The organism is Turicimonas muris, assembly GCF_002221595.1.
Classification (GTDB): Bacteria; Pseudomonadota; Gammaproteobacteria; order Burkholderiales; family Burkholderiaceae_F; genus Turicimonas; species Turicimonas muris.
Genome location: NZ_NHMP01000002.1, coordinates 34,452 through 51,959 on the forward strand (window position 1 = coordinate 34,452; position 17,508 = coordinate 51,959).

13 protein-coding genes are annotated in these 17,508 nt (G+C 44.6%); 8 read left to right on the forward strand and 5 right to left on the reverse strand.

The genetic code is table 11. The features are described 5' to 3' along the window. Nucleotides 1-94: 94 nt before the first annotated feature. Entirely contained in the window at nt 95-1,327 is a 1,233-nt protein-coding gene (gene sstT / locus ADH67_RS03490; protein WP_066594831.1) for a serine/threonine transporter SstT, read from the reverse strand. A gap of 293 nt (nt 1,328-1,620) precedes the next feature. Between sstT and ADH67_RS03495 the strand changes: the two genes are divergently transcribed. The 6 genes from ADH67_RS03495 to ADH67_RS03520 all read left to right on the forward strand — a co-directional run bounded on the left by ADH67_RS03495 (nt 1,621) and on the right by ADH67_RS03520 (nt 10,072). Then, nucleotides 1,621-3,876 (forward strand): AAA family ATPase, encoded by a 2,256-nt coding sequence (locus ADH67_RS03495; RefSeq protein ID WP_066594829.1) that lies wholly within the window; start codon nt 1,621-1,623, stop codon nt 3,874-3,876. Nucleotides 3,877-4,088: 212 nt separating this feature from the next. After that, a complete protein-coding gene (locus tag ADH67_RS03500; RefSeq protein ID WP_066594827.1) occupies nt 4,089-4,502 on the forward strand; it encodes a MerR family transcriptional regulator in 414 nt (137 codons plus the stop codon). After that, entirely contained in the window at nt 4,495-6,918 is a 2,424-nt protein-coding gene (locus ADH67_RS03505) for a VIT and vWA domain-containing protein (protein ID WP_066594825.1), read from the forward strand. The genes ADH67_RS03500 and ADH67_RS03505 overlap by 8 nt, the downstream gene beginning before the upstream one ends. Nucleotides 6,919-7,150: 232 nt before the next feature. Beyond that, on the forward strand, nt 7,151-8,374 hold the full coding sequence (locus tag ADH67_RS03510; protein ID WP_066594823.1) for a TCR/Tet family MFS transporter: 1,224 nt from the start codon (nt 7,151-7,153) through the stop codon (nt 8,372-8,374). Between the two features lie 190 nt (nt 8,375-8,564). Further along, entirely contained in the window at nt 8,565-9,491 is a 927-nt protein-coding gene (locus ADH67_RS03515) for an L-lactate dehydrogenase (protein ID WP_066594821.1), read from the forward strand. Nucleotides 9,492-9,532: 41 nt separating this feature from the next. Next, a complete protein-coding gene (locus tag ADH67_RS03520; protein ID WP_236578405.1) occupies nt 9,533-10,072 on the forward strand; it encodes a DUF3455 domain-containing protein in 540 nt (179 codons plus the stop codon). Nucleotides 10,073-10,321: 249 nt separating this feature from the next. On the opposite strand, the gene ADH67_RS03525 is transcribed toward ADH67_RS03520, so the two are convergent. Further along, nucleotides 10,322-11,575, reverse strand: a complete 1,254-nt coding sequence (locus ADH67_RS03525) for an L-lactate MFS transporter (protein WP_066594815.1) — start codon at nt 11,573-11,575, stop codon at nt 10,322-10,324. A gap of 292 nt (nt 11,576-11,867) precedes the next feature. Between ADH67_RS03525 and ADH67_RS03530 the strand changes: the two genes are divergently transcribed. Then, nucleotides 11,868-12,587, forward strand: coding sequence for a GntR family transcriptional regulator (locus tag ADH67_RS03530; RefSeq protein WP_066594814.1), 720 nt, complete (start codon nt 11,868-11,870; stop codon nt 12,585-12,587). 107 nt (nt 12,588-12,694) lie between these two features. Here ADH67_RS03530 and dcuC read toward each other — a convergent pair whose 3' ends face one another. Continuing rightward, the gene (dcuC, locus tag ADH67_RS03535) at nt 12,695-13,978 is read right to left on the reverse strand and encodes a C4-dicarboxylate transporter DcuC (protein WP_066594813.1); all 1,284 of its coding nucleotides are present in this window, start codon (nt 13,976-13,978) and stop codon (nt 12,695-12,697) included. A 68-nt stretch (nt 13,979-14,046) separates the two neighbouring features. Next, nucleotides 14,047-14,328 carry a hypothetical protein gene (locus tag ADH67_RS03540; protein ID WP_066594811.1) on the reverse strand — a complete coding sequence of 94 codons (282 nt, stop codon included), beginning with the start codon at nt 14,326-14,328 and terminating at the stop codon, nt 14,047-14,049. A gap of 129 nt (nt 14,329-14,457) precedes the next feature. Here ADH67_RS03540 and ADH67_RS03545 point away from each other — a divergent pair, with 129 nt between their 5' ends. After that, nucleotides 14,458-16,257: an IS1634 family transposase gene (locus ADH67_RS03545; RefSeq protein ID WP_089275704.1), complete on the forward strand. Its 1,800-nt coding sequence runs from the start codon at nt 14,458-14,460 to the stop codon at nt 16,255-16,257. 3 nt (nt 16,258-16,260) lie between these two features. On the opposite strand, the gene ADH67_RS03550 is transcribed toward ADH67_RS03545, so the two are convergent. Continuing rightward, nucleotides 16,261-17,442, reverse strand: a complete 1,182-nt coding sequence (locus ADH67_RS03550; protein WP_158212618.1) for an amidohydrolase — start codon at nt 17,440-17,442, stop codon at nt 16,261-16,263. Between the last annotated feature and the right edge of the window lie 66 nt (nt 17,443-17,508).

Sequence of the window (17,508 nt, forward strand, 5' to 3'; positions counted from 1 at the left end):
TCAATTTTCCGATTTACCGGAATAAAAATTGCCTGCCTTCATCATTCAAACGGAGGCAGGCAAAAGATTTCTTTATGAACTCGGAAGGTTCAGATTAGTGAACACTTGCTTCTTTTCTTTGATTGTATTCGCAAGCCGCTGCTGTGAACAGAACGTCTGTTGAAGAGTTCAAAGCAGTTTCTGCAGAATCTTGTAAGACACCGATTACGAAGCCCACGGCAACAACCTGCATAGCAACGTTCTGTTCAATACCGAACAAGCCGCAAGCCAATGGAATAAGGAGAAGAGAACCGCCAGGTACACCGGATGCGCCGCACGCACAAACGGTAGCAACCAAGGAAAGCAAGAGAGCCGTTCCGATATCAACATGAACGTTCAGTGTAGTAGCGGCAGCCAAAGTCAAAACTGTAATAGTGACAGCAGCGCCGGCCATGTTAATAGTTGCGCCAACCGGGATGGAAATAGCGTAAACGTTCTCGTCGAGGTTGAGTTTACGGCAAAGATTCATATTGACCGGAATGTTAGCGGCAGATGAACGGGTGAAGAAAGCTGTAACGCCGCTTTCCCTCAAGCACATCCAAACCAGAGGGAACGGGTTCTTGCGTGTATAGAACCAAACCAGCAACGGATTGACAACCAAAGCGATGAAGATCATGCAGCCAATCAAAACGACAAGCAGTTTGACGTAGCTGAGCATTCCTTCCAGGCCGGTTGTAGCAATAACGCCGGCAACCAAGCCAAACACACCGATGGGAGCAAGTCGAATAACCAAACGCACGATGTACTCAACGCTGTTGCATAAGTCAGCAACGATTTTCTTGGTTTCATCGCTCGAATGACGAAGAGCAATACCCAAGCTAACAGCCCAAGCCAAAATGCCGATGTAGTTTGCATTAGCCAAAGCTTTTACAGGATTATCCACAAGATTGAAAACCAAGTTTCGGATAACTTCAGTAATTCCGCCAGGTGCAGTGACTGCGTCTTTAACTTCAACTAACGCAATCGGAGTCGGGAACATAAAGCTTGCAATAACAGCTACCAATGCAGCAGAAAAGGTTCCTAAGATATAGAGGAAGAGAACCGATTTAATTTTGCCGCCGCTTCCGGTGTCTTGATTAGCGATAGAAGCAGCAACCAGAACAAACACTAAAACCGGGGCTACTGCCTTCAAAGCAGAGACGAAGAAACTTCCTAAAACCTCCAAGGAGGAAGCACCGCTCGGCCATAAAACCCCAACAGCGATACCAAGGATCAAAGCCACAATAATCTGCTTGACCAGCGATCCCTGTCGAACCAGTGAAAGTAGAAAAGGTAGGGTACGTTTCATTTATTCAATTCCTATTGTCAAAAGTTGTTACTAAATTTTAGATAGGAAACAGCGGCCAAATCGAAAAACTTAGAAGTAATTCCACTAGACAAAATTATTTTTTTATGTCCGATTAAGAAGTTTTACGTACCTTTATTTACGTAAAAGTAAAAATCTTCTTCTCAATTAAGACAGGATAAAAATTGAATAAATAGATTGGAGCCGAATTGATTCATAGAGATTCGAGCTGGCTAATGCGTCATAAATTAACGCTTTAAATATCACAATAGAACAAGATTAAAGGAGCACAAAATATGCCTAAAAATCTCAGTGTTGTTTTGAGCTTTACAGGTGCTTGTGAAGAAAGCATAGCTGGCGTTGACTATTGGATTACCAGGATTTTAGTGGAGCGAGGCGGCTGGTTCAAGTTGGAAAAAAACTATGAAAGAAGAAGACCAGGTTCTTGGCGCAGAGAAGGATATGACGTTTTACCTGGCACTGAAGTTGGAACGGTCATTACCGATCTTCTTTCTGGGCTGGTTCAAGAGGTTATTGAATCGGGAAACTTTGAGGACGACGAAGAGCCTAAAACTTTTGAAGAGATCGAGAACGATCTTCCTGAACAAGTATCCCGTGCCTACAAAGAACTCAGAAAAAAACTAAGAAAAGGAGGTGAAGGTATTCCTCAGGAACTTTCAGACTTCTATCAATCGATATCAGACAAAGTCAAAACAGCCGGTCTCTTTCCAGAGAAAATGCAAAAGAATGCAGCAGTGCTGCAGGAATGTTTGTGTCTTTCAAGCTTTGAAACTGATATTTTATTTTTTCTTCTTCTTATTCAAGCCAATCCCCTGCTCAAGGAAGTCATCAATTTCTTTGACTTCACTAATAAAGGCATACATCTGCTGGGAGATATTATGGCGTGGCTTTTCGATGTCTCGAGTACTGAAGTCATGAAAGTCATTTCTCCGGAAGGAAAATTAGTTAACTGCGGCGTCCTGACACTCAATTGCTATTCTTCTACGGATGCGGAAGATCTGTTCGAAGTTTTCCACAACAATGATCTGAACCAATATATTTGGGGAACTGTTACCAAACAGAAGCTCTTTTCTCAATACCTGATTCAAACAGAATCGAGTATTTTATCTTTAAAAGACTTTAATTATCTTCCGGCTATTCCGGACATAATTCTTCCATTTCTAAAGCAGAATGCCTCAAATCCCAGGAAAGGTGTAAACATTCTCTTGTATGGACCACCTGGAACAGGAAAAACCGAGTTAAGTCGCTTATTAGCTAAAGAATCCGGACTAAAAACTTTTGAACCTTCTCTTTCTACATCCGGCTCTAAATCATCCGAGTCCACGAGCCGTTGGGAAAACTGGCAAGTTGCTTCTTCCCTGTTGAGTTCCTCCAGCGACTCTCTTCTTGCCGTCGATGAGGCTGCGGATCTCTTCAACGAAGGAATTCAGAAGTCTTACACCTTTCGTACTAACAAGGCCTTCATCAACAAGTGTCTGGAAGAAAACCAAACTCCAACAATATGGATGACAAATTCTATTGCAGGCCTCGATCCTGCGATGATTCGAAGATTTACTTTTGTTCTAGAGATAGCAAATCCTCCTTTGAGAGTCCTCAAGGACTTAACACATCGGAAACTAGGGAAATTTCTCGACGAAAAAGAATTAACTCGACTTACAAAAAGCAACTTTCTTTCCCCGGGGATTATCGCCCAGGCAGCCGAAATTTTAGAGATATTGTCTATGAGTTCATTGAAACTCTCTTCCAAAGTTGCCATGGAGATCATTACAGAAAAACTCAAAGCCCAAGGTCTTCCCAAGCTTCCTCCTATCGAAAATAATCAAAGCTACTTGTATGATCCGGATTTAACCAATTCCACGCTCGCTCTCAAAAAGATCGCAGAAGGCGTTAAACGTGCCGGGAGTGCAAAAATTTGCATTTATGGACCTCCCGGGACCGGGAAAACTGCCTATGCCAAGTGGCTGGCAAAATACCTTGAAAAACCACTCATCGTTCGAAAAGCTTCTGACTTATTGAACTGCTATCTTGGGGAAACGGAAAAGATTATTGCCCAAGCCTTTGAAGACGCACAGAGAGATGATGCCGTTCTGTTGCTTGACGAGATCGATTCTTTCTTGAGAGACAGAACCTTAAGCAGTCACTCCTGGGAAGTCACACAAGTCAATGAGCTGCTGACACAAATTGAGAACTTCGAAGGGGTGTTTATTGCAACCACCAATTTAATGGATCTTCTTGATCCGGCAGCTTTACGCCGCTTTGACCTCAAAACAAAATTCGACTTCTTAAAACTTGAACAAGCTAAAAAACTATTCAAAAAGTATTCTTCTCAACTTCGGCTTCAAGGTTCGTTAGCAGAAGTTTTGGCTGAACTTGAAAACCTCGAAAAACTAACCCCCGGTGATTTTGCCGCCGTCTATCGTCAATTCAAATTCAGAACCGAGAAAACGAAAAAAACTTTCTTAGAGGCCCTTAAAGACGAGGTACGAATCAAAGGAAACGGAGGCGCCGTCCGAAAAATTGGTTTTTCTTAACCCGACATAACGACTACATCTTTGACCTCTTCGAACTCAACTTTCCGAAGAGGTCTTTGACTTTTCAAACACATCTCTCTCAAACCGAATTGAGAACTCCTTAAACATTCAAGAAGGCAGGCACTTTTTGAAGTTTTTGAACAGCAATTTATTTTTATGACACTTTTTAGTACACAATTAGTGTATAATAAAATTCAATTAAGGAGGAGAGGATGGAAAGCGACAAAAAATTTCGTCTAGAAGATCTCGCTGAACTCACTGGAATACCAAGAAGGACGATTCGGTTCTACATTCAAAAAGGGTATGTAGCACCCCCATTGGGTCAAAAACGTGGGTCCTACTACACCAATGAACATCTAGAAGAGCTGCTCAAGATCAAGAGACTATCTCATAAGAATGTTCGGTTAAAAGAAATCACTTCTTATGACGAAGATTCAATCGCACTCCCAGAACCGGAAGTCGGAACAATTTCTTGGTGTTCTCACATTTTTCTTGGTTCAGGAATGACCTTGGTTCTAGATAACCGAAAGGCAGAAATTAAGGCAGAAGCTCTTCCGGAGATGACAGAAAAAATTATTGAACTTGTTCAAGAATACAAACAGAATAAAGGAAAGAACAATGAGTAATCACGTAAAAGCCAACATTCCTTTGAAATCCATTCAATGGAAAGGTGAAGTGGACGGTCCTCTTTTCAGATATCAGTCTGTTCAAAACTATGAGAACAGCACGGACGATACCATTGAAATCAGCTACAGCTTTCCGCTGCCTTATGGCAAGAGTGTGATTACTTCTTTCTCGGCTGAAATAAACGGTGTTGTTCGTCATGCTTGCGCACTTCTAAAGAAGAAGGCAGAAGAGACTTATGAAGATGCCATGGAATCCGGCGACTCTCCGGTAATGCTCAAGATCGAAGAGCAGGACTTTTGCACTGCTTCACTCGGCAATCTGAAGCCGGGTGAAAAGGCCAAAATAACTGTCGAGTATATGCAGCTATTAGAGTTTCACGGCAAAAAAGTCCGCATCACTATCCCGATGGTATTGGATGAGCGCTATGCCGCCAGCGAAGAATCCTATCCATCACCTCTCGCCGGAGTTGAAGCGAATATTTTTGCGGATTACGCCTGTTCCGGAGAGCTTCTAGTTAAGAAGCCGTTCGATGAGGGGACTGTCTACTCTCCTTCTCATGCTATCAGATGTTCCTACTCCCAAAAAGGTCTAAAGGTTAGCGCCGTCGGCAAAGCAGACCGAGATTTTGTCGTTGACCTTGAAGTTGAGAACTCAGGTGTTCTGTGTCTCGCACAAGACGGCAAAGAGTGGGCTGCCTTGGCATCTTTTATTCCGCAGATTGCTCCTAAAAAAGCACCCTTAGATCTCTGTGTCTTACTTGATTGCTCCGGATCAATGGATGGAAGCCGAATTGAGTGGGCAAAAGAGACTCTGTCAAAAATTGTGGGAGGGTTAGATCCACAGGATCAAGTTACCCTGTATCGTTTCGGATCTGATCTGAGACTGGAAAAAATTGCAGAAAATGCCATCATTCCGAAGTGCAACTCAAGAATTAAGGGATGGCTTACAAGACCATGGGAAGAAGTCATTAATAACATTCAGGCCGATTTAGGAGGAACTGAGCTTGAAGGCGCCCTGAACGGATGTAGAGACCTGTGCCGAGGGGAAAGTGAGAATAGCGCCATTCTCTTAATTACCGACGGAGAAGTTTGGGACAATAAGAGCGTAAAAAAAGCTGCTAAAAAGACAGGCCGAAGAATCTTCACCTTAGGAATCGGCATGGCTCCTTACGGCAGTCTTTTGACTGAAATTTCTGAGTCCACAGGCGGAGTGTATGAGTCGGTTTACAGCTACTCTGACATCGAGGATGCTGCAAACAGTGTAATTGTCCGCCTTCAGGCACCACTGTTGAAGTCAGTTAGCATTCACTGGCCTCAAGATGCAATTTGGACCTCTAGGGCCCCGAGGACTGCTTACTCGGCTGACTCTTGTTCATCAGCTGCTTTCCTGAGAGAGCCGATTGATGAATTAAGAATGTCTTTTTTAGAAGATGGACAGAAGCAAGAAATAACCATAAAACGGTTAGACCAAGAATTTGGAAAAGCCCTTGTGCAACTTGTTGCTAATATGCGCATGGTTGCCAGCAAAGATGCCGAAGAACAAGAATATTTAGGTATTCGCTACAACTTGGCGGGGCCCCGCACCAACTTCCTCCTCGTAGTCGAACGTGCAGAAGAAGATAAAGTAGCAGACTTTGCAAAATTGAGTGTGGTGCCTCAAATGCCGGTTGTCGACAGGATGTGCAACGCTCCCTTTGGAGACCTGGAGGGACCGGGAGACATCTCCTATTGCATGAGCGAACCTATCAGAAAGTGCTCCAGAGCATCTCACCTAGGCCACTGGCATGCAAGCAGGGCCACACGCCGTTTAGATGATCCTTTGGAAATGATGATTGATGAGGATTTTGAGGAAGAGGATCCCGATGGAGTTAACAGTACGTTCTTCTCCGGTGAGACGGAAGAAATAGCAAAACAATTAATTGACACTAAACATCTAGTTGAATTGTGGGAAATTGCTCAGAAGAATGATGAGCTAAAGAAAAAGAATTGCAGAAAGCTACTTCAAAAACTGGAAGAACTGGCTGACTCAAGTGCCCTCGACTGGTATCAGATAGGCAAACAGCTGTCTTTCCTTATAGAGCTTTATCACTTTATGGAAATTCCAGGGAAACAAACACTCAGTCTCTTCAACGAATTAAGAATAGCTGATGAAAGATTGAATGAACGTTGGCCTGATCTCAGAGACTTTGCTAAGTATATGAGAAAAGAACATGCAAGCTGGCTGACTGAACAGTTCCGACTCTTTAAAACCGAACGGCATGTTCCAGAAGCCCTCGCAGACATTGTTGAGATACCAGCACTGCAAGAGTGGGACAATACGGACGAGAGAAACTTTGTCAATGCTATCTTGACAATGCTTTTCGTTGTGAACTTCGTTTTAGATTCCAACAACAAAGAGGAGCAAAAAGAACTCTAACGAGATATTGAGGAAGAAAAAAATTAAGCAACGATCGGAACAGAGCAACTGATTCCGCTCAAGATTTCTTCCCAACCTTTACGAAGTAGCCTTGTCGGCATTTCGCCGACAAGGTCTTTTTTTGAAGGACTTATTTACATTCTCATTGGCCTTGTCGCCATCTTAAGTGTTTTCCTCAGGTGTGGATAAAATTCATGTGTTAGATTTTCGGACTTATTCGTGCCGAGGACATATGAAGAGAAGTTTCCATCCGGGCCTGCCATTTATTTTGGTATGTGTTCTATTAGACATTTTAGGGATAGGCTTGATTATTCCCGTCCTTCCCCAACTTGTGGGTAAGCTCGCCGGCAACTCTGCCTCACAGGCCTGGTGGCTTGGTGCAATGCTCGTCAGCTACGGCCTGATGCAATTTTGCTTTGCTCCCACTCTCGGTGCTTTATCTGATAGATACGGTCGGCGCCCTCTGATGCTTTTAGGAATCTTCGGCCTAAGTATCATGTTTTTAGTTCCGGCCCTGAGTATGTCTTTGCCAGTAATTTTGGCCTCGCGCTTTGTAGGAGGAATGTTCTCGGCCAACGTAGCGGTAGCTCAGGCTTATATCGCCGACATAACGGCTAAAGAAAAAAGAGCGGCAGCCTTCGGCATGCTCGGCGCGTGTTTCGGCATCGGTTTTATCTTGGGGCCTCTTATCGGCGGAATCCTCGGAGAACACGATTTGCGGTATCCGTTTTTCCTGGCCGCCGCCCTATCAGGACTTAACTTCTTATACGGCTTATTTGTTCTTCCTGAATCCTTAAGTCTTAGTCTTCGTACTCCCTTCTCTCTGAGAAGATGCAATCCCCTCAGCACTCTTGTTAATTTGTCCAGGCTGAAGAAAATCGGTCTACTCATCGCAGTTATCGCCGTTTCTTCCTTCGCCCAGTCCATGCTTCACTCTACTTGGACTCTTTATACCGATTACCGCTACGGGTGGACTCCATTTGACATCGGCATTTCTTTAGTTTGTATCGGTGCCGTCAGCGTTGTAATGCAAGGATTCCTGATGAGAGTGTTCATCCGCAGGATCGGTGAAAAGAAAGTAGTCCTTTGCGGGCTGCTAACCGGCGCATTAGCTTATTTAGGTTTTGGCCTGGTTACTCAAGGTTCTTGGCTCTACGTCATTATCTTCTTAAATTTTATGTCTGTTGCCGTCCCTCCGACACTAAACGGCATGGTCTCAGAAAATATCAGTGCCAACGACCAAGGTATCAGCCTCGGAGCTATTTCTTCTCTGAACAGTCTTATCGGTGTTATCGCTCCACTTATCGGAACCCCTCTTCTTGTACATACTGTCCACCAGGATCCTCAATCCATGCTGTCAGGTCTTGTTTATTTCATTTGTGCCGGACTTTTGTTAATGGCCTTCTTTATCGCCCTTGTTCAGTTCCGCTCATTAGGAAGCAGTCAAAAAGTTTAGGCGCAGGCTGTCTAGCTACGCTTCATAACCGAGACGTTGAAATCAAAAGCCTCAATCCACCTTCTGTACGCTAGGCTCACTGAAACCAGTTTGAGGAATTAAGGCTATTTTTGAGTTATTCAATACCCCAAAAACTTTTCTCCTCTTTTTTGATGATTAGACTGACAAAACAATTTGTCAGGAGAAAAAAATGAGAAAAATCGGTGTTATCGGCCTTGGACACGTTGGATCAACTGTCGCCTACACACTAGTAACCAAGGGTATCGCAGATGAGCTAGTCCTTATCGACAACAACGATGCCAAATGCACTGCTGAGTTCTATGACTATATGGACTCTTTGCCAAGACTCGATACCAGCACGAAGATACTGAAACAGAATTATAGCGACCTTGCCGATGCTGATGTTATCGTTACTTCATTCGGCGACATTAAAGCTCTTGCGCAAGGCGGCGATAGATTCTTGGAGTATGAATTCAACTGCAAGCAAGCTAAGGAAGTCGGAATTAAATTGCATGAAGTTGGCTTTAAAGGTGTACTGATTAATATTTCCAATCCCTGCGATGTCATTACAGGATTGCTTCGGTACTATACGGGTTTAAATCGTCGGCAAGTGTTCGGCACAGGCACCTTCTTGGATACTGCAAGAATGCAGAGAGCTGTTGGAATGGCTCTTAATCAGAATCCGCATAACATTTCCGGCTACGTTCTCGGAGAGCACGGTGAATCTCAATTTACCGCTTGGTCGACAGTCTGCGTTCAAGGCAAACCAATTGAAGAGCTCGCTGAAGAAGTCGGACTGAACCTTGGTGAACTCGACAACGCAGCCCGCGGAGGCGGCTGGCTCGTATTTAACGGTAAGAAGTACACTTGTTATGCGATTGCAACATGTGCCGTTAAGCTTGTTCAGGCAGTATTTTCAGATTCTCGCCTAGTCTGCCCCGCTTCGGTATACGTTGATGAATTCAAATGCTATGTCGGTTATCCTGCAATCATCACTAAATCCGGCGCGGAAATGGCCATGCCTTTGCCGCTTAGCGCAGAAGAAAAAGAAAAGCTCACTGCGTCAGCCAAGATGATTAGAACCAAAACGGAAGAAGGAAAAGGTCGACAGCGTTAAAATTACCAGCATCACTGCTTTTAACAACTCCGGACGGCCTTATGAAAACCTACCTGAAAGCACTTCTTTTTACACTACCAATTTGTCTAGCCGGCTGTTCTACGATTGGAGACAATCTCAGTAGCCTAATACCAGGGACCGGAGGTGTGCCTTCAAAGCTCACACCGCCAACAGGAAAACCTATTCTTACCCTGCAGGCAAAGGGCGTCCAGGTTTTCAGATGTACAGTGGACTCAAAGGGCCCTTATTACCGTTTCGAGCGTCCGGATGCCGCTTTGTATGAAGGCTCGGAAAAAGTCGGTACTTTGTCTGGTCCGATGTCTGCTATTTCTTACAAGGACGGCTCTTCGATTATCTCAACACGAGTATCCGCTTGGGCTAATCCGTCTGATTCTAAAAAAGATCTAGTTTTAGCCCTTCTTTCAGCTGTCCCGAATGACAAGCCTGGAGCGCTGGAAGGCGTCAGGTATATTCAAAGGTTGGACACAAAGGGAGGCATTCCACAGTCAAACTGTTCCCAAACAGAAGCGGGAAAACTTCTAAAGGTTCCGTTTACGGCCGAATTCGTATTTTGGAAGTGAGAGATTGGCTGAAAGTGCCTCTTGAAAACCAAAACAATTGAGCCAAACGACTTTTGTTCTTTATCAAAAATTGCCTGACTAAAAATATCAGGCAATTTTTATTATTGATTAGAAAGACTGTAGGTATCAGCTCTTGAAAGGCCAGCCGCCACTGACCTCAGAAAATAATCTAGGGACTCCTGCCGGCAAAAACAATTTGAGGCTGGAAAACCAGCCTCTTTTGTGAGTTAGCCGAGATATATCAGCCGCTTAACAACTGGCATTTTGCAATTTACAAGTATTTTCTCGGGAGGAACGTACCTTCAAAATTCCCGCCAAGAGAACTCCGAGAGAGGCAAGGCAAATTCCAGCCAAGTAAGAATAGTAGAAGTCTCCGTTATTAGATAGAGCATTCATGAGCCATGGACCAACAGCACCGGACAAAGCAAACCCGCAGAACATAATGCCGTAATTGGTTCCATTGAATCTTGTTCCGAAAGCTGCAGCAGTATATCCGGGAAAGATGCCTAAGAAAGCACCGAACGGAAAACCGATAATAGTCAAAGCCACGTAGAACAGGACGTCGGAGCCTTGCGTACAAGTAATCAGAATCGCTAAACCGCAGATAGTAAGAATACAAGCACCTAAAAGGCTCAACGGCTGCCCGAGCTTGTCAGAGATCACACCGGCAGCCAATCTTCCGAAAGTATTAATCAAAGCAAGGAAAGCCACTGCACCGGTTGCCGCGGTAACGCTCATTCCAACCTGATTAACTGCAATGCCGACAGCCTGAGAGAAGATCATCATGCCGGTAATCGCGCCGCACAACAGAAGTGCAATCATGAGCCAGAAGTTAGTGGTTCTGACCATTTCCGACCAGTTGTAGTTGACTGCCGCTTTAACACTGCGGGGAGAATCTTTGCGGCCTGTTGTCATAAATCCCTGCGGGCACTTCTGGCTTAGAAGTCCGCCAATAACAATTACGGTACCGAAAACAACGCCGAGAATCTGGAAAGCTGCCGTGATGCCAAACTGCTGAATTAAAACATGAGCTACAGGTGGAACACCGACGGAACAGAATCCGTAAGCAGCTGTAGTTAAACCGCCGGCTAGACCCGGATGATCGGGAAAAAACTTAACGGAAGTGTTAACAGTAGCGCTGTAGGTTAAGCCGACACCCAGACAGAAGATGAACCCGTAGGAAAAGAAAAGAGTAAAGAGAGACTCGGAAGCTCCGGCCCAGCAAAGACCGATAGCTACTAGCAAACCGCCTAAAACAATCTGAATCTTCGGGCCGGCTTTGTCATTTAAATAGCCGCCTAAAAGCATTGGGATCGGAGCCAGACCATTTCCTAAAGAGAAAGCCAAAGAGAGATCGCCAGCGGTAATGGTCTGACCTAAAATCTGTGACAATTGCTCAGCCTTCGGACCCGCAAATACGCTCCATGCGTAAATAGAACCGGCGCAAAGATTAATAACGCAGGCAATCGCCAGCAAGTACCATCTTTTTATCAAAACGTCCATCTAGTATTTACTCCTTTGCTTAGTTAATGATTAGATAATTAATTTCCCTGATAAAAGGCTGCCGGCTCGTTTTTTGAAATTCTTAGAAATTGATTTTCTAAACGGAAAGTCTGCGAAGAATACACGTTCCGTCTAGGTTTGTCTCAGTAAAGAGCAGTTCAAGAAGCAGATTTCACATCAATGGGAAGGTCTTCGTTAGCCATCATTAAAACTCCTTTCAGCGTGTAAACTTCTCTAAGTCATATAAATGACATAGAACTAGATCCTTACACCCCCTCCTGAGGAATAAAAAATGAAGCGTTCTAATATTATTCGCATGCCGGTCTATGCGCAGATCAAAGAGGCCATTCTTCAAAAACTTTCTTCGCGAGAATGGAAGTTCGACCAGCCGCTGCCCTCAGAATCAAAAATGGCTGAAGACTTTGGTGTATCCATCGGATCGGTTCGTCATGCCGTGGCTGACCTGGAAGATGCGGGAATATTGGTAAAACGCCAAGGAGTCGGAACTTTTGTGCGAAGCTACAAAGGCACCGGAGTCTGGAACAGATTCCAGAAGTTTATTCGCAAAGACGGCCGTTTACCTGTCTTTGAGAGCAAACCGATAAAATTTGAAATCATCCCGGCACCGGAAGAGGTAGCCGCAAAAATGAAAATCGTCTCCGGAGATCCGGTAATCCATATCTTAAGAGCCATGAGCGACAATGGAGTACACACGGGAGTTGACGAATCCTTCTTAGATTTAGATACTTTCCGCGACTTAAAAATTGAAGATTTAGAGGCGGTAAAAGGTAACCTCTACAAACTTTATGAAGAAAAACTCGGCATCTATATCGCCGATGTAACCGACCTTCTGGAATTTCTAATTGTCGATGAAGCTTTAAATAAGCTGACTCTTCTTCCTCTCGGCAGCCCGATGTTCGTGGTAACCCGCCAGGGAAGATTATTAAATAAAAAGACGGTAGAACTGCGCTATGAACACTGCACCGCCGTCAACTATCTGCTTCGAATTTAAAAATAGGTGATTTACCGTTTTGCTCTTAGCAGTAAATCACCTTTTAATCAACTGTCAAAATGAGATTCAACAGCCTTAGGAGGAAGAAATTCCGATGTTAATTTAGATTAGAGGATAAGAAGAGCAGCTACTAACATTCCGAACATGACCGGACCAGTTCTCTTAACAACTTCCATTGGGGAGACACCTGCGATACCGGCAACAAGAATCAAGCCGCCGCAGAGAGGAGAGGACAGACGGCCTAAACCACCGCCAATCGCTGCGAGGTAACCCAAGTTTTCAATTGTCATACCGAACTTAGCAGCATGAGGTGTAACGGCTTCGTTGAAGGCAAATGCGGCAGCGTCACCGGATCCTGTAAGGATGCCGAGAAGGTACGGACCAACTGCACCGCCGATCTTTGCAGCACCCTGGGTTTGTGTAAGGAAGGCAACGAAAGCGTCAACAACACCGGCAGCCCTTAAACCAGCGGCGAACACACCGGCAGCAATGATGATACCGAGAATGTTTGCATAACCTTTGCCCATGCCGTTGAAGAATTCTTTTGTGACTTTTTCCGGACTTGTGCGAGTAACAACCATGGCGTATACGGCACCAATGAGCATGGCGGTTGCCACAGACATTTTAATGGACGGAACCCAGAGGGAGAAGATAATCAAAAGAACAACCGGAACCAGCGGAGCAAGAGCGTAAACGACGTTCGGATGTTCCGGAAGTTCCGGAAGATTAGCGTTAGTAGAGTTTTCTTGTCTGGACAGATCTGCTTCGCCAACGTTCTTCTTATAATCCTTGTAAAAGAAACATATAACTGTAAGCAAAACAATACCGAATGCGGACAACCCAAGAGTGTACTTGGAGAAGATACCAAGGAACTGCATAACTTCCATGGATGCTAACTTAGCCACGAAGACGTTATGAGAAATGCCTGGGTTTACAAGTGCAGGTGTAACACTGCCGACAACTGCAGCCGCAGCGACAGCCGGTTTAAAACCAGCTCTAATCATTAATGGGATCAGCGTTGGGCCAACAGCAGCGCAGCAGCCTGCTGTGGAAGGAATAGCGATGGAAACAAGACCGGTAACGGCACAGCATGCCGGAAGCAAGAAAATACCAAATTGTTTCAAAGGCTTTGTCAACAAGGAAACCAAATGAAGGTCGCACTTGGTGATGGAAATAACGCTTGCGAAACCGATTGCCGAGCAGATTGCGATAATCAAAGCTGCGGCGGTCATGGACTTGTCAAACTGTTGGAAAGCCATCATTGGCTTCATGGACAACAGTGCCATTAAGAAACCGGCGGTTAAAAGTACTAACCGAGTTTCATAACGTTTAATCAAGGCGTAAATCGTAGCTATAACAACGGCGGTTGCCATCCAAATTGTCCAGCTCATATATTTCTCCGAAGGTTTAAGTTAGGTAATAAGAGTTATGGCTAAAGAAGAAGTTTTTCCAAATTAGATTAGTTATTAGTAATTCCGTTTGTCTGTCTGACCAAGTTCTGACAAAGTTGGATTGCCGGAGGCATGGTGTTGACGTCCTGGAGATCGAAGTCTGCGCGATGATGTCCTTTGTTATTTACGCCCCACATGAAGAATGCACCGTCGGCACCATGTTCGACAGCACGTTTGAATAACAAGGAAACGTCTTCGCTGCCGCCGATGGAGTTATAAATATCAACGGTTTTATAACCTTCCACGGTTTCTGCGGCTCTCTTCAGAAGTTCAACTCCCGAGTTTGACACCTATTTTTGCAGATGAGACCAGACGCGCTCTGGGTTCCTCTGCAAAAAATTTACCGTCTTTGTAGCGTAAAAGTAGCATGTTTTAAAAAATTCAGGTATAATATCCTTACAGTAGTCGGAGTCGGAAAAATGCCTTTGCATGTTTCAGTGGTTAAAGTTAAAAATCATCAATACATCCGTGTCTATTCGAGTTATCGAAATGAAAAAGGACAACCTCGTTCTCGAATAATTGAAAACCACGGCAGACTTGATGCCGCTTTAGAAAAAGATCCTCAGTATGTGGAAAGACTCAAAGAACGCATTGCTAAGGAGAATGCTCTAGAAGCTCAGAACAAATCTCTGGAACTTGAAAATCAAGCCAAAAGAAGAATGGATAAGTTGGCTGATTCTGCTAAAGGTCTTAACGAGAAACCGGGCAATTTCAAGAGCCTCAATGTTGGCTCGGCTCTTATAAGGAAGGTGTGGTTAGATTTAAAAATGCCGGAGATGTTCCGCCATCTTCAAAAAGGCAGAAAAATCCAATATCCCTATGACCAGACTGCTTACCTTCTGACTGAGCAGAGGTTCTTAAATCCCTCAAGTAAGTTGAAAAGCTTTAATAACCGTGCTCATAGCATCATTGATCACGGCCAAGTCGATCATCTCGAAGATTTGTATAAAGTTCTCGATGTGCTTCAAGAAGATAAGAAAACCATCGTCAGACATTTAAATAAAGAAATCCAGAAAAGAACAAAAAGGACTGTCACGGCTGCCTTTTACGATGTGACCACCTACAGTTTTGAGAGCCGGAGTGTCTCTGGATACAAGGATTTCGGTCTAAGCAAAGATCATAAGGTTAACGAGGTTCAGGGCGTGCTTGGACTTGTTATGGATGAGAACGGCATCCACATTGACTATGAACTCTTTGCAGGCAACACCAGTGAATTCGAGACGATGGTGCCGTTGATTAAGAAAATAAAAAATACCTATCATCTCAAACAGCTGATTGTGGTTGCTGACCGTGGTTTGAATTGCGCTGAGAACCTATTTGCTCTCAAAGAAATTGGCTGCGACTTCGTTATTGCTCAGAAATTTAAAAACTCTGCAGCGGAAATAAAGGCTCAAATTTTGGATCCTGACAACTGGGAGGAGTTTATTTGCAAAGACGACGGAGAGGTTAAGTGTCAATATAAGACACTCAATGTGACTCAGGAACTGCACGAGAGGAAAGAAAGTCCGACTACTCATCGCCGGTACCGGGGCCCAAAGGTTCTAGGCACCATGGAACTAAATTGGATCGTCTCTTACAGCCCGGCAAGAGCGGCTAAAGATAAGGCCGATAGAGACAGAGCCATTGAGAAGGCAAAGAAGGCGGTCGATGATCCAAACAGACTTCGAAGCTGCGGGTATAAATCCCTTATTACGATCCCTAAAGGGACCGGTTCTCCTCGTATAAATTGGGACAAAATTGAAGAACAGGCCAAGTGGGACGGTTATTACGTTATTTGTACGAATCTTGAAATTTCGCCTCATGAAGCAACCAGTATTTATCGAAAACTCTGGCAAATTGAAGATTGTTTTAGAGTCTCAAAAACTCATCTGGAAACACGTCCGTGCTTCGTGTGGACGGATCCTCACATTTATGGACACTTCCTTAGTTGTTTTATAAGCCTGGTCATTGAAAAATACATGCTCTTCATGCTTAAAAGGGAGTTAGGCAAAGAAGAAATCACACACGACAAGATGCTTGAGAGCATCAAAACCGCCAGTGTTGTTTACGATGATATTAACCCTCAGGTGCCTCTTTATTTAAGACTGTATGAGGCTGGGTTGTTTGACCGAATGTCCACCGTATTTGGGCTGGACGCTCTCAATCGAGTGGAAACTCCGTCTTCTCTAAGAAGGAAATTACATTTGCCGATTGCAAAAACTTTAGCTACACAGACGTAATTTTTATAAAGTCTGGGAACCTCGATGGAGCCTAGGTTCCCGCAGATTTCTTGATGAATCTGGTGTCAAAGTCGGGAATAACAAGGAAACGTCTTCGCTGCCGCCGATGGAGTTATAAATATCAACGGTTTTATAACCTTCCACGGTTTCTGCGGCTCTCTTCAGAAGTTCAACTCCTTTAGGTGTTGTTGTCAGAGTAGTGGCATGGCCGACAAGCTTGATTTCATACTTGACTTCGTATGCTTCGGCTGCGCCTCTAACGATGTTCGTTACGTTCTTAACCAAGAAGTTGTTGACTTCTTCTGTTTCTCCGCGGGTTTCCAGCTGAATTGCAGCATGAACCGGAGTAACATTGCGGCCTTCCCCGGCATTCAGTTTGCCGATACTAACGCGAGTGTCGCCCTCGCTGTTGCGACTGATGCCCTGCATCATCATGACGGCAGAACAGGCTGCGGTCAACGCACTGCGGCCTCTTTCAGGATAAGCACCTGCGTGAGAAGGAATGCCGGTAAAACTGACATCTAATTTAGATGTGGCGAAGAACCCTTTAGCTCCGATCCCGAGCTGGCCCTGCTGGCAGTACATACCGCAGTGGCCGGCAAAGAAGAAATTAACATCATCGACCCAGCCTTTAGCAGCAATCGGACCTGCACCACGGGTGCCTTCCTCGGCCGGTTGGAAAATAAATACGAAAGAACCGCAAAGATCTTCTTTGTTCTCAACAATCCATCTTGCCAAGGCCAATCCTACGGCAGTGTGACCATCGTGGCCGCAAGCGTGCATCATGCCGGGAATTTGACTTGCAAAACCCTCTTTGACGGGAACGTGATTAGCGTCACTGGTTTCTTGTACCTGAACACAGTCCATATCGAAACGGAATGCTGTACGAGGACCTTGTCTGCCGGTATCAAATGTTCCGACAACGCCGGTATAACCTTGAGTGCTTTCTAAGAAAGCTGCAGGAACTCCCTGCTTTGCTGCTCTCTCAATGGCTTTTTCTACTAATTCCGGATTTCTGCCCAGTACTTCTTCCGGTACCAAGGCATCGAGGCCGATATAAACTTGCCAGCCAAGACTCTTCAATCGTTCGGAAACAAGATAAGAAGTTTCGAACTCGGTCCATCCTTCTTCAGGACGGGAGTGAATCTTTCTTCTGGTTTGAATGGCTTCTTCCAAAATATTCATTTGTCGTTCCTTGGATTCTTTATTGACTAAAGCGAATACCGCCATTAAAAACCGAATAGAGTCTCA